This window comes from Actinomadura xylanilytica, assembly GCF_030283145.1.
Taxonomy (GTDB): domain Bacteria; phylum Actinomycetota; class Actinomycetes; order Streptosporangiales; family Streptosporangiaceae; genus Spirillospora; species Spirillospora xylanilytica.
Genome location: NZ_JASNWE010000004.1, coordinates 320,788 through 334,562, shown reverse-complemented (window position 1 = coordinate 334,562; position 13,775 = coordinate 320,788). Strand labels below are relative to the sequence as shown.

Here is a 13,775-nt window from a genome sequence, read left to right as displayed (position 1 = left end):
TCCACATATCAGGGGGAAGGATTTACACTCCGGACATGACGGCCGGAGCGTCCGCCGATTCCCTCGCCACGCCGGTCCTCGTCGTGCGCACCGGCGACCGGGTGCGGCGGCTGCGCCCCGGCGGCGCGTACCGGGTCGGCCGCGACCCCGCCGCCGAGATCAGGGTGGACGACCCGCGCGCCTCGTGGCACCACGCCTTGCTGCGCGCCGGTCCCGGCGGCTGGATGATCGAGGACGGCGGCAGCAGCAACGGGACCTTCTTCGAGGGCCGCCGGATCCAGCGGATGGAGATCGACGGCGAGTGCTCGTTCCGCCTCGGGAACGCGACCGACGGCGTCCGGGTGGTCTGCGTCGCCGACGTCCGCCCCCAGCAGCCGCCCCCGCAGCCCCAGTCGCCCCCGCAGAGCCATTCGCGCGCCCAGCCGCAGCCGCAGCCGCAGCCGCGGCCCCGGCCGGTTCGGGGACCGGGGGGCGGCCGGGAGCCGAGCTCGGTGATCCGGGTGGCGCCGCTGGCGCTGCGCATCGGGCGGGCACCGGGCAACGACGTGGTGCTGCCCGACCTGGTGGTGTCGCGGTACCACGCCGAGCTGCGCACGCTCGGCCCGGGACGGCGCGAGATCGTCGACCTCGGCAGCCACAACGGCACCTACGTCAACGGGGTCCGGGTCGAGTCGGCGCCGTTCTCCGAGAGCGACCTGCTGGGCATCGGGCACGCCACGTTCCGGCTGGTCGGGGAGGAGCTGCGGGAGTTCGTCGACACCGGGGACGTGTCGGTGTCGGTGCAGGACCTCACGGTGCGGACGCCCGAGGGCAAGGTGATCCTGGACAGGGTGGGCTTCCCGATCCCCGAACGGTCGCTGGTGGCGGTGATCGGGCCGAGCGGGGCGGGGAAGTCGACGCTCCTGGGCGCGGTGACCGGGATGCGGCCGGCGTCCGAGGGGACGGTGCGGTACGACGGCCGCGACCTGTACGCCGACTACGACGAGCTGCGGCACCGGATCGGGCTCGTCCCGCAGGAGGACATCCTGCACACCCGGCTCGCCACCCGGCAGGCGCTGCTGTTCGCGGCCGAGCTGCGGTTCCCTGGCGACACCCGCAAGGAGGAGCGGCGGGGGCGGGTCGACGAGGTGCTGGCGGAGCTGGGCCTGACCGCGCACGCCGGGACCCGCATCGACCGGCTCTCGGGCGGGCAGCGCAAGCGGGTCAGCGTCGCGCTGGAGCTGCTGACCAAGCCGTCGCTGCTGTTCCTGGACGAGCCGACGTCCGGGCTCGACCCGGGCCTGGACAAGACCGTGATGGAGATGCTGGGCGAGCTGGCGCACGACGGCCGGACGGTCATCGTCGTCACGCACAGCGTCGCCAACCTGGACGCCTGCGACCGGCTGCTGGTGCTGGTGCCGGGCGGGCGGCTGGCCTACTACGGCCCGCCCGGCGAGGGGCTGGAGCACTTCGGCAAGGAGAGCTGGGCCGAGGTGTTCCAGGCGTTCGACCGGGAGCCGGACCGCGACTGGGCGGCGGAGTTCCGCGCCTCGCCGCGGCACGCGCGGTACGTGGCGTACGCGCTGAACGGGCAGGGCGGGGTGACCGACGCGCGGACGCCGGTGCCGCCGCCCGCGCAGCAGTCGCGGCTGGGCCAGCTCAGCACGCTGTGCCGGCGCTACCTCGCGGTGATCGCGTCCGACCGCAGCTACCTGGTGCTGCTCGGAGTGATGCCGCTGATCCTCGGCGGGCTGATCGCGGCGATCCCGGCGCCGCGGGGGCTGGCCGGGCCGCCGGGGACCAACCAGGACGCCGCCGCCAAGATGATGGTGCTGGTCTTCGCGGCCTGCTTCGCCGGGACCGGGAACGCGGTCCGGGAACTGGTCAAGGAGCGCACGATCTACCGGCGGGAGCGGGCGGCGGGGCTGTCGGCCGGCGTCTACCTGATGTCCAAGCTGCTGGTGCTCGGCCTGATCACCGGGCTCCAGGCCGTGGCGCTGGTGCTGATCGGGCTCGTCCTGGTCGACCGGCCCGCGGCCGGGACGTTCACCGCGGTGCTGCCGGAGCTGATGCTGTCGATGGGGCTGCTCGGCGTCGTGTCGATGACGCTCGGCCTGCTGGTGTCGGCGTCGGTGGGCAGCTCGGAGAAGACGCTGCCGCTGTTGATCGTGCTGTCGATGGGGCAGCTCGTGCTGTGCGGGGCGCTGGTCCGGCTGGTGGGGCTGCCCGGCCTGGAGCAGCTCGCCTGGCTGTCGCCGTCCCGCTGGGGGATGGGCGCCGCCGCCGCGACGATCGACCTCGACACGATCGGGCCGCCGCCCGCCGACCCCGATCCGCTGTGGCGGCACGATCCGGGGGTCTGGCTGGCGGACATGGGGATCGCGGCGGGACTGGCCGTCGTCTTCGTGGCCGCGGCCTGGTGGCGGCTGAACCGGCTGCGCCCCCGCCGCCGCTGAGCTTCCGCGTGCCCCCGCCGAGCTCCCGGAGGGCCGCCGGGACACGAGTGAACGGGGTGACGGGACTCACACCCGGGATCCGGGGTAGGACCCCGGCATGGACTCCGCCGACACTGCCGGCGCCGCACCACCGCCGGTGCGCGCCGAGATCACCTTGACCGTGAACGGGACCGGGCACCGGCTCGGCGTCGACACCCGCACCTCGCTGCTGGACGTGCTGCGCGAGGAACTCGGGCTCACCGGGTCGAAGAAGGGCTGCGACCACGGGCAGTGCGGCGCCTGCACGGTCCTGCTGGACGGCCGGCGCGTGAACGCCTGCCTCGCGCTCGCGGTCGCCCACGACGGCGCCGACGTCGTCACCGTGGAGGGCCTGGGCGGCGGGGACGGCGGGCTGAGCCCGGTCCAGGAGGCGTTCCTGGAATGCGACGCGTTCCAGTGCGGCTACTGCACGCCGGGCCAGCTCTGCTCGGCGACCGCCGTGCTCGGCGAGGCCGCGCGCGGCTGGCCGAGCGCGGCCACCCCCGACGTCGCGGACGAGCCGCGGCTGGACGACGCCGAGATCCGCGAGCGGATGAGCGGGAACCTGTGCCGGTGCGGCGCGTACGTCAACATCGTCGCCGCCGTCCGCGGCGCGGCGGTGCGCGGCGCCGCGGTCCGCGAGGCGGCGGGCACGGAGCCGGGGATCCTGCCGTGAGGCCCTTCGCGTACGAGCGCGCCGGCACCGCCGAGGAGGCGCTCGCCAAGCACGACGACGATGCCCTCTACCTCGGGGGCGGCACCAACCTCGTCGACCTGATGCGGCTGGGCGTCGCCACGCCCGCGCGGCTCGTCGACGTCGCGCACCTGCCCTGCGACCGGATCGAGCGCGGCGCGGACGGCGGGCTGGTGATCGGCGCGGCGGTCCGCAACAGCGATCTGGCCGCCGACCCCGCGGCGCGGCGGAGCCACCCGCTGCTCGTCGAGGCGGTGCTGACGGGCGCGTCCGGCCAGATCCGCAACCAGGCGACCGTCGGCGGCAACCTGCTCCAGCGCACCCGCTGCTCCTACTTCCAGGACATCACCAAGCCGTGCAACAAGCGCGAGCCCGGCAGCGGCTGCCCGGCCCGCGAGGGCGAGCACCACAACCACGCGATCTTCGGGCACTCGGCGGCGTGCGTGGCGACGCACCCGTCCGACATGGCGGTGGCGCTCGCCGCGCTCGACGCGTCCGTCCGGGTGCGGGGCCGCGGTGGCGGCGAACGCGCCGTCCCGCTGGGCGAGCTGTACCGGCGTCCGGGGGAGGACCCCTCGCGCGACACCGCGCTGGAGCCGGGCGACCTCATCACGGCCGTGGAGGTGCCGCCGCTCGGCCTGCCGTCCCGGTACCGCAAGGTCCGCGAGCGGGCGTCGTTCGCGTTCGCGCTCGTCTCGGTCGCCGTCGCGCTGGACGTCGAGGGCGGCGCCGCCGGCGGCGGGACGGTCCGGGACTGCCGGATCGCGCTCGGCGGCGTGGCCCACCTGCCGTGGCGGGCGCACCGCGCCGAGGCGGTCCTGCGCGGCGCCCCGGCCACCGCCGAGAGCTTCCTGCGCGCCGCCGAGGCCGAGCTGGAGGCCGCCGAGCCGCTCCGCGACAACCGCTACAAGGTGCCGCTCGCCACCAACCTGATCGCCCGCACGCTGACGGAGCTGACCGAACGATGAGGCCACTGGAACGGATCGAGGGACGCGAGAAGGTCACCGGCCGGGCGCGGTACGCGGTCGAGTACCCGGTCGAGGGGGTCGCGTACGCGGCGGCCGTCCAGGCGACGGTCGGACGCGGCGAGATCGTCGCGGTGGGCACCGCGGCGGCGCTGGCGCTGCCCGGCGTGCTGGCGGTGCTGTCGTGCGAGAACGCGCCGGAGGTGAACGCCGTCGACGACGGGGAGCTCGCGCTCTTCCAGTCCCGCCGGGTCTCCTATCGGGGCCAGTTCGTCGCCGCCGTGGTCGCCGAGACCCTGGAGACGGCGCGGGAGGCGGCCCGCCTCGTCCGCGTCGACTACGTCTCCGAGCCCCCGGACGTGCGGCTGCACCCCGGCCATCCGGGGATCTACAAGCCCGACAGGGTCAATCCCGTCTTCCCGGCCGACACCGAGCGGGGCGACCCCGAGGGCGCGTTCGCCGCGTCCGCCGTCCGGGTCGACGCGACGTACACGACCCCGGCCGAGCACAACAACCCGATGGAGCCGCACGCGACGCTGGCCGTCTGGGACGGCGACGGGGGCCTCACGCTGTACGACTCCAACCAGGGCCCGTCGCTCGTCCGCGACACCGCCGCCGAGATCTTCGGTCTGGGCCCCGACCGGGTCCGGATCGTCTCGCCGCACGTGGGCGGCGGCTTCGGTTCCAAGGGGACGCCCCGGCCCAACCTCGTCCTGGCGGCGATGGCGGCCCGCGCGGCGGGCCGTCCGGTCAAGTTCGCGCAGACCCGGCAGCAGATGTACTCCGCCACCGGCTACCGGACCCCGACGATCCAGCGCGTCCGGCTCGGCGCGGACGCCGACGGGCGGCTCACCGCGATCGTGCACGAGGCGCTGGAGCAGAGCTCCACCGTCCGCGAGTTCGCCGAGCAGACCACCACGCCGACGCGGGTGATGTACCAGGCGCCGCACCGCCGGACCGCGCACCGGCTGGCCCGGCTCGACGTCCCCACTCCGTCGTGGATGCGGGCGCCCGGGGAGACCCCCGGCATGTTCGCGCTGGAGTCGGCGATGGACGAGCTGGCGGTCGCCGCCGGGATCGACCCGATCGAGCTGCGGATCCGCAACGAGCCGGACGCCGCCCCCGAGAGCGGGCTGGCGTTCAGCTCTCGGAACCTGGTGACGTGCCTGCGCCAGGGCGCCGACCGGTTCGGCTGGGCCGGCCGCGACCCGGCGCCCGCCGCGCGCCGCGAGGGCCGCAAGCTGATCGGCATGGGCGTCGCGTCCGCCACCTATCCCGCCTACCGGCTGCCCAACCGGGCGACCGCGCGGGCCGAGGTCGACGGGACCTTCACCGTTCGGATCGCCGCCGTCGACATCGGCACCGGCGCCCGCACCGCGCTGACCCTCATCGCCGCCGAGGCGCTCAAGGCCGAGCCCGAGCGGGTGACGGTCGAGCTCGGCGACAGCGACCTGCCGAGGGCGTCGGTCGCCGGCGGCTCGGGCGGCACCGCCGGATGGGGCACCGCGGTGGTGCGGGCCTGCGAGGCGCTGCTCCCCATGCTGGAGGAGGACCGGCGGCCGGTCGAGGCGTCCGCCGACACCACCGCGGAGATCGAGGCGCAGGAGGAGCTCGCCCGGCACGCCTTCGGGGCGCAGTTCGCCGAGGTCGAGGTCGACGTCGACACCGGCGAGATCCGGGTCCCGCGGATGCTCGGCGTCTTCGCCGTCGGACGCGTCATCAACGCCGTCACCGCCCGGTCGCAGTTCATCGGCGGCATGACGATGGGCCTCGGCATGGCGCTGATGGAGGAGAGCGTCATGGACGAGGAGTTCGGCGACTACCTCACCCGCGACCTCGCCCAGTACCACCTCCCGGCCTGCGCCGACGTCCGCGACATCGACGCGTTCTGGGTGGACGAGCACGACCCGCACCTCAATCCGATGGGCAGCAAGGGCATCGGCGAGATCGGCATCGTCGGCGCCGCCGCGGCGGTCGCCAACGCCGTGCACCACGCCACCGGGCTCCGCATCCGCGACCTGCCGATCACTCCGGCACGGATGCTGACCGCGCTGTGACCTCCGGCCGTGTTCCGGGCGCCGCCGCCGGCCCCACGGCCCCACGGCCCCACGGCCTGCCGGACCGACGCCGCGCCGGCTTAGGCGGGGCCGGGGACGTCGTCGCGGCGGTCGGCGGCGTGGCAGCGGCCCCCGGCGGCCAGGTAGGACGACCGGGGGCCGCTCCGCCCGCGGACGCTCCGGCCGCGGGCCCGGCAGGTCGCGGGCCTCGTCCGGGACCGTCCGCGCACACGGCCCTCGATCATGACGATGGCCGCGACCGCCACGGCGACGATCACGACCGCCCCCGCCGTCTGAAGCACGCCCTGCAACGTCTCGCCCACTGGGCCCCCTACCGGTTGTGACCCGTCACCGCCACTGCGCGGATGTCCTGTCTCTTCTTCGCCGTTAGGGGGGTTCGGGTTCCATGGCCGGTGATTTCACCGAGGCCCGTGCGCCGCCCGTGACCGCGGACGGCGCACGGGCTCGCGCGGGCTCCGGAATGTCGGCGGGGGATGCCATCCTCGTCCGCATGCCGCTGACGCCCCCCGCCGACCCGTCGTCCTCGAACCTCTACCTCGACTGGGTACTGATCAACGCGCCCGAGCGGCGGGACGAGGCCGAGAGGGAGATGGCGGCGATCGAGGCCGCGCTGACGGGCCGCCGGCGCAATCGGATCGCCGCCGACCTGCGGTGGCGCTCCCGCTCGCTGCCGCCCGAGCACCGTCCGTGGTTCCTCGACACCGTCGCCCACCGGCTGGTCGGCCGCAACGGGCACAAGTCCGTGGCGTACGCGTACGCGCGGATGGCCGAACGGGCGCACGGGCTGCCGATCGACGAGCACTACCACCGCGAGAACACCCTGCTGCTCGCCCGCTTCGGCGCGCTTCCGGAAGGCGTCGCCGACGCCCATGAGCGATGGCTGGCGGCGACCCTGCCGCCCGCCGAGGCGCACGAGGAGTTCGTGCGGTTCGTCCTCGCGCGCGGAACGGGCGGTGACCTGTCGCCCGGCGACCTGCCCCAACGGGTGCGGGCCTCGGCCGGGGCGGCCGGCCTGGACGTGGCCGAGGACGCCAGGGTGCTCGGCGACGTGCTCGCCGCCATGGGCGAGGCCGGTTGGCTCAGGGACACTCTCGACCGGGGAATGCTGGACGCGGTCACGCGGATCTTCGAACAGGCCCCGCCCCGCCGTGAGGCGCACGCCGGGCTGGCGGTGCTGTTCCCGGAGGACGGCGCGGCGTGGCTGCGGATGCTGCGTGCAGCGGGTGCCATCGAGTCCCTGGAGAGCGGACGGGTCGTGCCGTCCGGTCTCCGGCTCCGAGGGGCCTCCGGCCTGGGCGGCTGGTTGCACGTGTTCGCCCGCAAGTACAACTCCGTCAGGAAGACCGGCGGTGGCAAGCGACCCGGGGCCGTTCCGGGTGAGCTCCTTGATGTGGTCCCCCGGCTGGCCCCGCTGATCAGGACGGCCGGCACGCCGGTGCGGCTCCACGGCCCCGCCTGGGACCGGGGCCGTGACGCCGGCCTCGTCCGCGTGTGCCACGCGGCGGGCGTCCCGATCGAACCCGACGAGGGGCCCGCCGTCGGGGACGACCCGGCCACGCGGATCCGCGCGCTGATCGACGAGGTCGCCGGGGGCGGTCTCGGCGCGGCGGCCGACGCGCTGACGGCGCTCGACGCGCTGCTCGACCGTCCGGCCGCCACGGCGGTGGACGGCCTGGGCGAAGCCCTGGCCGGGCTCGACCTCGTCCAGCCGCTGCTGCGCACGCTGCGCGCCGGGATCCCCGCCGAGCTCGGCTGGCCCGCGCTCGACGCGGCGGTCGCCGAGATCGGCGCGGTGGAGGGGGTGACGTCGGCCTGGCCCGTGCTGACCGTCCACGGACGCGGCCACGCGATCGCGATCGACCACCGGGGCCGCCGCGCCCTGCCCGCCGGGACGACCGGCCTGCCCCCGCTTCGCGGCCTCGCCTCCGGAGGGCTCGGATACCGCTCCGAACACGGCGGCGGCCCGTCCGGCGGCGGCCCGTTCGACCTGTGGATGAGCGACGGCACCGGAACCTGGAGCGCCAGAAGCTTCCCCCGGGATCCGGCGGACGGCTGGGCCGAGGTCGATCCGGCCACCGGCGAGCGCGCCCCCGAACCGTCGCTCCCCGGATTCTTCGGGACGGCGGAGGCCCAGGAGGCCGCGGAGGGCATGCCGCTGAACCCGAACCTGCTGAGCCTCGTCCGGCTGCCCGCGGAAGTCACCGGCTCCCCGCTGGGCCAGGCCGACGGTCTGTCCGGATTCCGCGTGATGAACGACGGCGAACGCTTCGTCCTGGAGGGGGTCGACGGGCGCCGCGCCGAGTTCCGCCGTCCTGGGGGAGCGGGGTGGCCATGGGGCGTCGTCCGCATGCCGGAGGGCGGCCCCGACCTGATCGTCACTTTCGACCGCGCCGAAGGCGCCGCCAGGCTGATGGACGCTTACGCCGCCGACGACGGCTCGCGGCTATGGGAGGCACTGGCCTTCCCCGGCTGGGGCCGGGACTGCACCGAAGAGCGGCCGGCGCTTCCGCCGCCCGCGTTCTGGCACTTCCTCACCCCCCGCGACCTCCCGTCCTCACGCGCTCTGCGCACGATCGCCTCCGGCACCGTGCGGGCGCTGCTGACCGCGCTGAGCGCGCCGACCGCCGTCACCGGCGACGCGGCCCGCGAGGCGCTCGGCACGGCGCTGCCGGACGTCACCGAACCCCAGATCGCCGACGGCGTGGTGGCCGAGGTTCGGCGGGCGGCGGGGCTGCTGCGGCTCCGCGAGGCGCTGTCCCGCCGGGTCGCGGTCATGCGTTCCGGCAGCCCGGCCGCGCCCGCCGCCGAGGTCTCCGACCGCCACCTGCACGGCGCGCTGCCCCAGTCGCCGACGTTCCGGCCGCGCATCGCACCGGCGCCGTCCGGGCACCCTGCCGCGGTCACCGCGATCACAGCGGCAGGCGGCCTTCTGCGCGGCGAGTTCGACGACGAGGTCCGCGGGTGCGGCGTGCCCGCCGCGCCGCTCGACTGGGCCCCTCTGCTGGGGAACATCGCCGCCGCCGCGTGGCGGCTGGTGGTCGAGCCGACCCGCGACCATGACCGCACCGCGCTCACCGGACTGCTGCGCGTCTGGTCCGGGCAGCCGTTCGCGGCGCCGGGCCGGTGGCGGCGCGGCACCGCGTCCGGTGCCGCGCTGGCACCGCTCTGCGCGGCCGGCCGGACGGTCGTCACCGGCGTCGGCGGGTCCGGGACCGGTCCCGAGCCGTACCGGCCGCTCGACCCCGGCACCGCGTACCGGTTCGTCCAGCCGGACGGCGCCCCGGTGCCCGAGGGGGCGACCGCCATCGAGACCGTCACCGTCACCCACGACGAAGCGGTCAGGCTGCCCCGGCTGCTCGACCTGCTGGCCGAACGCGGTCCGCTGCGGCTCGGCCCGGCCGCGACCGCGGCGTTCATGAACCGCACCGGCGTCCGCAAGGCCCTCGCCGAACTCGTCCTGTCCGGGCTGCCGTCCGGATCGGTCAACCGCTACACCGACGCCGACCGGGAGCTGCTGACCGGCCTCGACCCCGACGGCCACCTGCGGGTGCTCGCCGCCGCGATCCCCGACGACCCGGCCGGGCTGTGGGCGCGGGGCGGTGCCGTCGCGGCGGCCGGGCGGATGGCCGAGGTCTGGGTCGAGCTCGTCGGTGTCCGGCCCGGCGTCGACGAGGAGGTCGCCGACTTCCTGGAGCGGCGGAACGGCGAGGACGCCGCGTCCCTGCTGGCCGACCCGTCCGGTTGCGCCGAGCTGATGGCCGTCCCGAGAAGCGTGCTCACCGTCGAAGAGCACGGCTATCTCCGGGCCTGTTTCATCGCCGAGGACGGCGACCTGCACCCCTGGCCGCACGAGCCGTCCGGCGAGCACACCAGGGTGGCGTCCCTCGTCGCCTGGGCCCTGACCGAACGTCCCGTCGGCGATCCGGCCACGTCCGGGGCGGCGGAGCTGTGGTCCAGAGTCCGCGCCTGGCTGGACGCCCCCGAACTGCTGTTGGAGCTCGGCCAGGAGTACCCGCCCCCGGACCGGTGCTCGGTGCCGTTCAGCCCTGTCTCCGTCCGAGTGGAGCAGGGGGAGAGCCGCGTCCCGCCGCCCGCGGTGTTCGGCAACGGCCTGCTGCTGGTCGAGCCCCAGCGCTGGTGCCTCTTCCTGCGGCCGTCCGCCCTGGGCCGGTCGGACCTGTACGCCGAGGCGGTGCGTTTCTGCGAGACCCGCGGGCTGCTCAGGACGCTGCAGGGTCTCGGCAACCTCGAGACCCTGCACAGCGGCGGCCTGGCCCGTATGGTCGAACGCTCGAAGAACACCATCGTCCCGTCCGGCGGCTACGAGGCGAACCCCCTGCTGAGCGTCCCCGAGCTGGTCGACGAGGTCGCCGGGAAGCTCGGCCTCGGCCGGGACTCCGCTGCCCTCTACCTCCAGCTTCTCGCCCTCGTCCGCCCGACCGACCGCAACGTCCGCAAGTGGAACGGCTGGACGGCGCCCCGGCACAAGGCCGCCCAGGCCCGGCTGCTGGAGCACGGCCTGGTCGAGACCGACAAGCGCCCGCGGGCGGGCCGGAAGGTCTTCATCCCCGGCCCTTGGACCAGGATGAAGGCGCCGCTGCTCCCACTCGAAACCGCCAAGCTCGCCACCCATCGTGTCCACTCCGGCTGGACCGGCGGCGGTCCGTTCGATGGATGGTTCCCGCCCGTCCCGCTGCACGAGCTGTTCGCCAACGCCTGGAATTCACGCTGACCGCGCGCGCGGCGGGCCGGCTGGAATGAAGTGTCCAGAGGGAAGAAAACCGATGGGAATTCCCGCTCGCGGTCAGTAGCGTAAGCCCCGTTCGAGAGCAGAGAAGGTGAACCGAACGTGGCAAAGCTCAATCAGATCATCGCCGTGGAGAAGGGCGTGAAGAGCCGCACTCAGCGCGAGCTGGCCGACGTCTACCACGTTCTCCAGAAGCCCGCGCTGCTGTCGGGGATCTCCCGGGTCTACCGGCCCAGGGACGAGGAGGGCGAGACCCTCCCGCCCGAGTCCACCAAGGTGCAGGTGCGGTCCGAGGACGCGCTGCGCGACGCGGCCAAGACGCTGACCCGGCTCTTCGACGTGGTCGCCACCAAGGACTGGGCGAACCGCGAGGCGAGCGCCGACGTCGTGGTCGACGGGCAGACGATCGTGGCGCGGGTGCCGGTCACCTACCTGCTCTTCCTGGAGAAGCAGCTCACCGACCTGCGCGCGCTGATCGACCGGCTCCCCGTCCTGGACGCCGCCGAGTCGTGGACCTACGACGAGGGCCAGGACGTGTGGCGCGCCGACGCGGTCGAGACCTCGCGCACCAAGAAGGTCCCGCGCGCGCACGTGCTGTACGAGGCGACCGACAAGCACCCCGCGCAGGTCGAGACGTTCACCGAGGACGTCATCGTCGGGACGTGGAGCAAGGTGGCGTTCTCCGGCGCGATGCCGGCGCGGCGGGTGAACGAGCTGCGCGACCGCGTCGAGCGGCTCCAGGGCGCGGTGAAGTTCGCCCGCGAGGAGGCCAACGCGGCCGAGACCGTCGACCGGCAGGTCGGCGACGCCGTGTTCGGGTACCTGTTCGCCTGACACACCGAAGACTCCCCCCGCTGGAGCGCGGGGGGTGCGCCCGGAACCGGGCGCGGAAACTGAGGATGAGGCTCAGTCTGATATCGCGGTGGCAGCGGGGGTTCGAATCCCCCTCCGGGCACTTCGCGCCCGGATGGCCCAATCCGGAAGAGGCGGCCGTGTCAAACTCAGGCTCTCGCTCCAGAATCAGTATTCGCCGTTCATCATTGGATCGACCGGAGGCGGACAGATAATCACCGGGATGCCAGTTCGAATCTGGCTCGCTGCTCTCGTGCGGCGGTAGCTCAACGGCAGAGCACGGTGATGTGAGAATGATCCGCCGCCTTTAAACGTCGCCGATGTGCGCAGACAGCGGCCTGCACGGGCCCCGGGGCTGGGTAGCTCCCCGGGGCCCACCGCCGTTCACCGCCCCCGCACCGCCTCCTGCTCCAGTGGCAGGGCCCGCGGCAGGCCGAACAGGTCGAACAGGCGGAGGTCCTCGCGGAACGCGGTGATCCGCCCGACGCCCGCGGCGGAGACGTCCAGCACCATGATCCAGTGCCCGCGGTGGACGCCGTCCGGCCCCTGCCGGTACACCGCCATCGCGGGCTGCCCGTTGGCCGCCGTCCGGACCACCCGGTTCAGGCCCGGACGGGTCAGCACATGGGCGGCGAGGAAGGCGCCGACGGCGTCGCGTCCGGCGAACCAGGCCGGGTACGGCGGCATCTCCAGGACGGCGTCGCGGGTGAGTAGGCCGAGCAGCGCCGCGACGTCGGCGTTCTCGAACGCCGCCAGGTAGCGGTCGAGCAGCTCCCGCCGCTCCGCGTCCGGGAGCTCGGCGGCGTCGTCCTCGCTCGGCGCCACCTCGTCGAGCCGGGCCCGGGCCCGTTGCAGGAGGCTCTTGACCGCGGGGACGGACGTGCCGAGGAGTCCGGCGACCTCGGCGGCCCGCATCGCCAGCACGTCCCGCAGGATCAGCACGGCGCGCTGCCGCGGCGGCAGGAGCTGGAGCGCCGCGATCAGCGCGAGCCGCAGCGTCCCGCGCCGGACGGCGACCACCGCCGGGTCCTCGACTGGAGGGATCAGCAGCGCGTCGGGCGCGGGTTGCAGCCAGGCCACGTCCGTCCACGCCGCCGCGAACGGCCCCCCGGGGTCGCCGGACGGGGCGCAGACCCCGGCCGGCAGGGGCCGCCGCTCGCGGTTCTCCAACGTGGTCAGGCACGCGTTGGTCGCGATGCGGTACAGCCAGGTGCGGATCGAGCAGCGTTCCTCGAAGGAGTCGTACTTGCGCCCGGCCCGCAGGTAGGTCTCCTGGACGAGGTCCTCCGCGTCGTGCACGGAGCCGAGCATCCGGTAGCAGTACGCCAGCAGCTCGGGGCGGTGGGGACGGGCACGGTCGGCGAAGTCGTCATGTCCGGTGGCCGGACGCGGGCGTGTCGGCGATGTCATCCGCGCTCCTCAGGGGGTCGTCGTGCGGTCGTCTCCGGATACTGACCCGGGGAAGCGCCGAAACGAATCGGTCCGGGACCGCCCTTGAGTCTCAACATCTCAGTACGGGGTGATCCGATGGACGACCTCGACGCGGGCCGTGAGGAAGCGCTGCACGAGGAGTGGGCGCAACTCGCCCGCGCGCTCGGCATCACCGAACGGCACATCCCGCCGACCCCGCCTGATGAGCCCCCGCCCGAGTGAATCAGGGGCCGGGGACTCGTTGGCGGTCTGGTCAGGCCAGGTCGGGCGAGCTGCTCTTGATCTGTCGTGTGAACGCGCGCCAGTCCGCGGTGCTGAAGGCCAGCCGGGGGCCGTCCGGGTCTTTGGAGTCCCGGACGCCGATCACCGCGGTAAGACTTGCCACCTCAACACAGGCGCCGCCCTGATGGTCGCTGCGGCTGCTCTTCCGCCACTGAACGGGCGACAAGTCCTTCATAGTTCCTCACTCGCTGCTCTAACCATGGCTCGCGACTCTGTGCCGGGGAGTGCGTGGCCTCTGAGTGGTTGGACCGAGGACGAGCCCCCGTCCGAGCG

The 13,775-nt window shown here is 74.4% G+C and carries 10 protein-coding genes; 7 read left to right on the top strand and 3 right to left on the bottom strand.

Annotated features, from left to right (window positions below; all coding sequences use genetic code 11):
* The first annotated feature begins 35 nt into the window (after positions 1-35).
* The 4 genes from QP090_RS25265 to QP090_RS25250 all read left to right on the top strand — a co-directional run bounded on the left by QP090_RS25265 (position 36) and on the right by QP090_RS25250 (position 6,169).
* A complete protein-coding gene (locus QP090_RS25265) occupies positions 36-2,435 on the top strand; it encodes an FHA domain-containing protein (RefSeq protein WP_285941887.1) in 2,400 nt (799 codons plus the stop codon).
* A 97-nt stretch (positions 2,436-2,532) separates the two neighbouring features.
* Positions 2,533-3,129, top strand: coding sequence for a 2Fe-2S iron-sulfur cluster-binding protein (locus QP090_RS25260; protein ID WP_285941886.1), 597 nt, complete (start codon positions 2,533-2,535; stop codon positions 3,127-3,129).
* Positions 3,126-4,115, top strand: a complete 990-nt coding sequence (locus tag QP090_RS25255; RefSeq protein ID WP_285941885.1) for an FAD binding domain-containing protein — start codon at positions 3,126-3,128, stop codon at positions 4,113-4,115. The genes QP090_RS25260 and QP090_RS25255 overlap by 4 nt, the downstream gene beginning before the upstream one ends.
* Positions 4,112-6,169 (top strand): xanthine dehydrogenase family protein molybdopterin-binding subunit, encoded by a 2,058-nt coding sequence (locus QP090_RS25250; RefSeq protein ID WP_285941884.1) that lies wholly within the window; start codon positions 4,112-4,114, stop codon positions 6,167-6,169. The genes QP090_RS25255 and QP090_RS25250 overlap by 4 nt, the downstream gene beginning before the upstream one ends.
* Positions 6,170-6,249: 80 nt before the next feature.
* On the opposite strand, the gene QP090_RS25245 is transcribed toward QP090_RS25250, so the two are convergent.
* Positions 6,250-6,492 (bottom strand): hypothetical protein, encoded by a 243-nt coding sequence (locus QP090_RS25245; RefSeq protein WP_285941883.1) that lies wholly within the window; start codon positions 6,490-6,492, stop codon positions 6,250-6,252.
* Positions 6,493-6,680: 188 nt separating this feature from the next.
* On the opposite strand from QP090_RS25245, the gene QP090_RS25240 reads away from it, so the two are divergent.
* Together QP090_RS25240 and QP090_RS25235 are read left to right on the top strand one after the other, a co-directional pair.
* Entirely contained in the window at positions 6,681-10,922 is a 4,242-nt protein-coding gene (locus QP090_RS25240; RefSeq protein ID WP_285941882.1) for a hypothetical protein, read from the top strand.
* A gap of 117 nt (positions 10,923-11,039) precedes the next feature.
* Positions 11,040-11,771, top strand: a complete 732-nt coding sequence (locus QP090_RS25235; protein WP_285941881.1) for a DUF7873 family protein — start codon at positions 11,040-11,042, stop codon at positions 11,769-11,771.
* 402 nt (positions 11,772-12,173) lie between these two features.
* Here QP090_RS25235 and QP090_RS25230 read toward each other — a convergent pair whose 3' ends face one another.
* Entirely contained in the window at positions 12,174-13,199 is a 1,026-nt protein-coding gene (locus QP090_RS25230) for an RNA polymerase subunit sigma-70 (protein ID WP_285941880.1), read from the bottom strand.
* A gap of 117 nt (positions 13,200-13,316) precedes the next feature.
* Between QP090_RS25230 and QP090_RS25225 the strand changes: the two genes are divergently transcribed.
* A complete protein-coding gene (locus QP090_RS25225) occupies positions 13,317-13,442 on the top strand; it encodes a hypothetical protein (protein WP_285941879.1) in 126 nt (41 codons plus the stop codon).
* Positions 13,443-13,473: 31 nt separating this feature from the next.
* On the opposite strand, the gene QP090_RS25220 is transcribed toward QP090_RS25225, so the two are convergent.
* Positions 13,474-13,677 carry a DUF397 domain-containing protein gene (locus QP090_RS25220; protein WP_285941878.1) on the bottom strand — a complete coding sequence of 68 codons (204 nt, stop codon included), beginning with the start codon at positions 13,675-13,677 and terminating at the stop codon, positions 13,474-13,476.
* Positions 13,678-13,775: the final 98 nt, after the last annotated feature.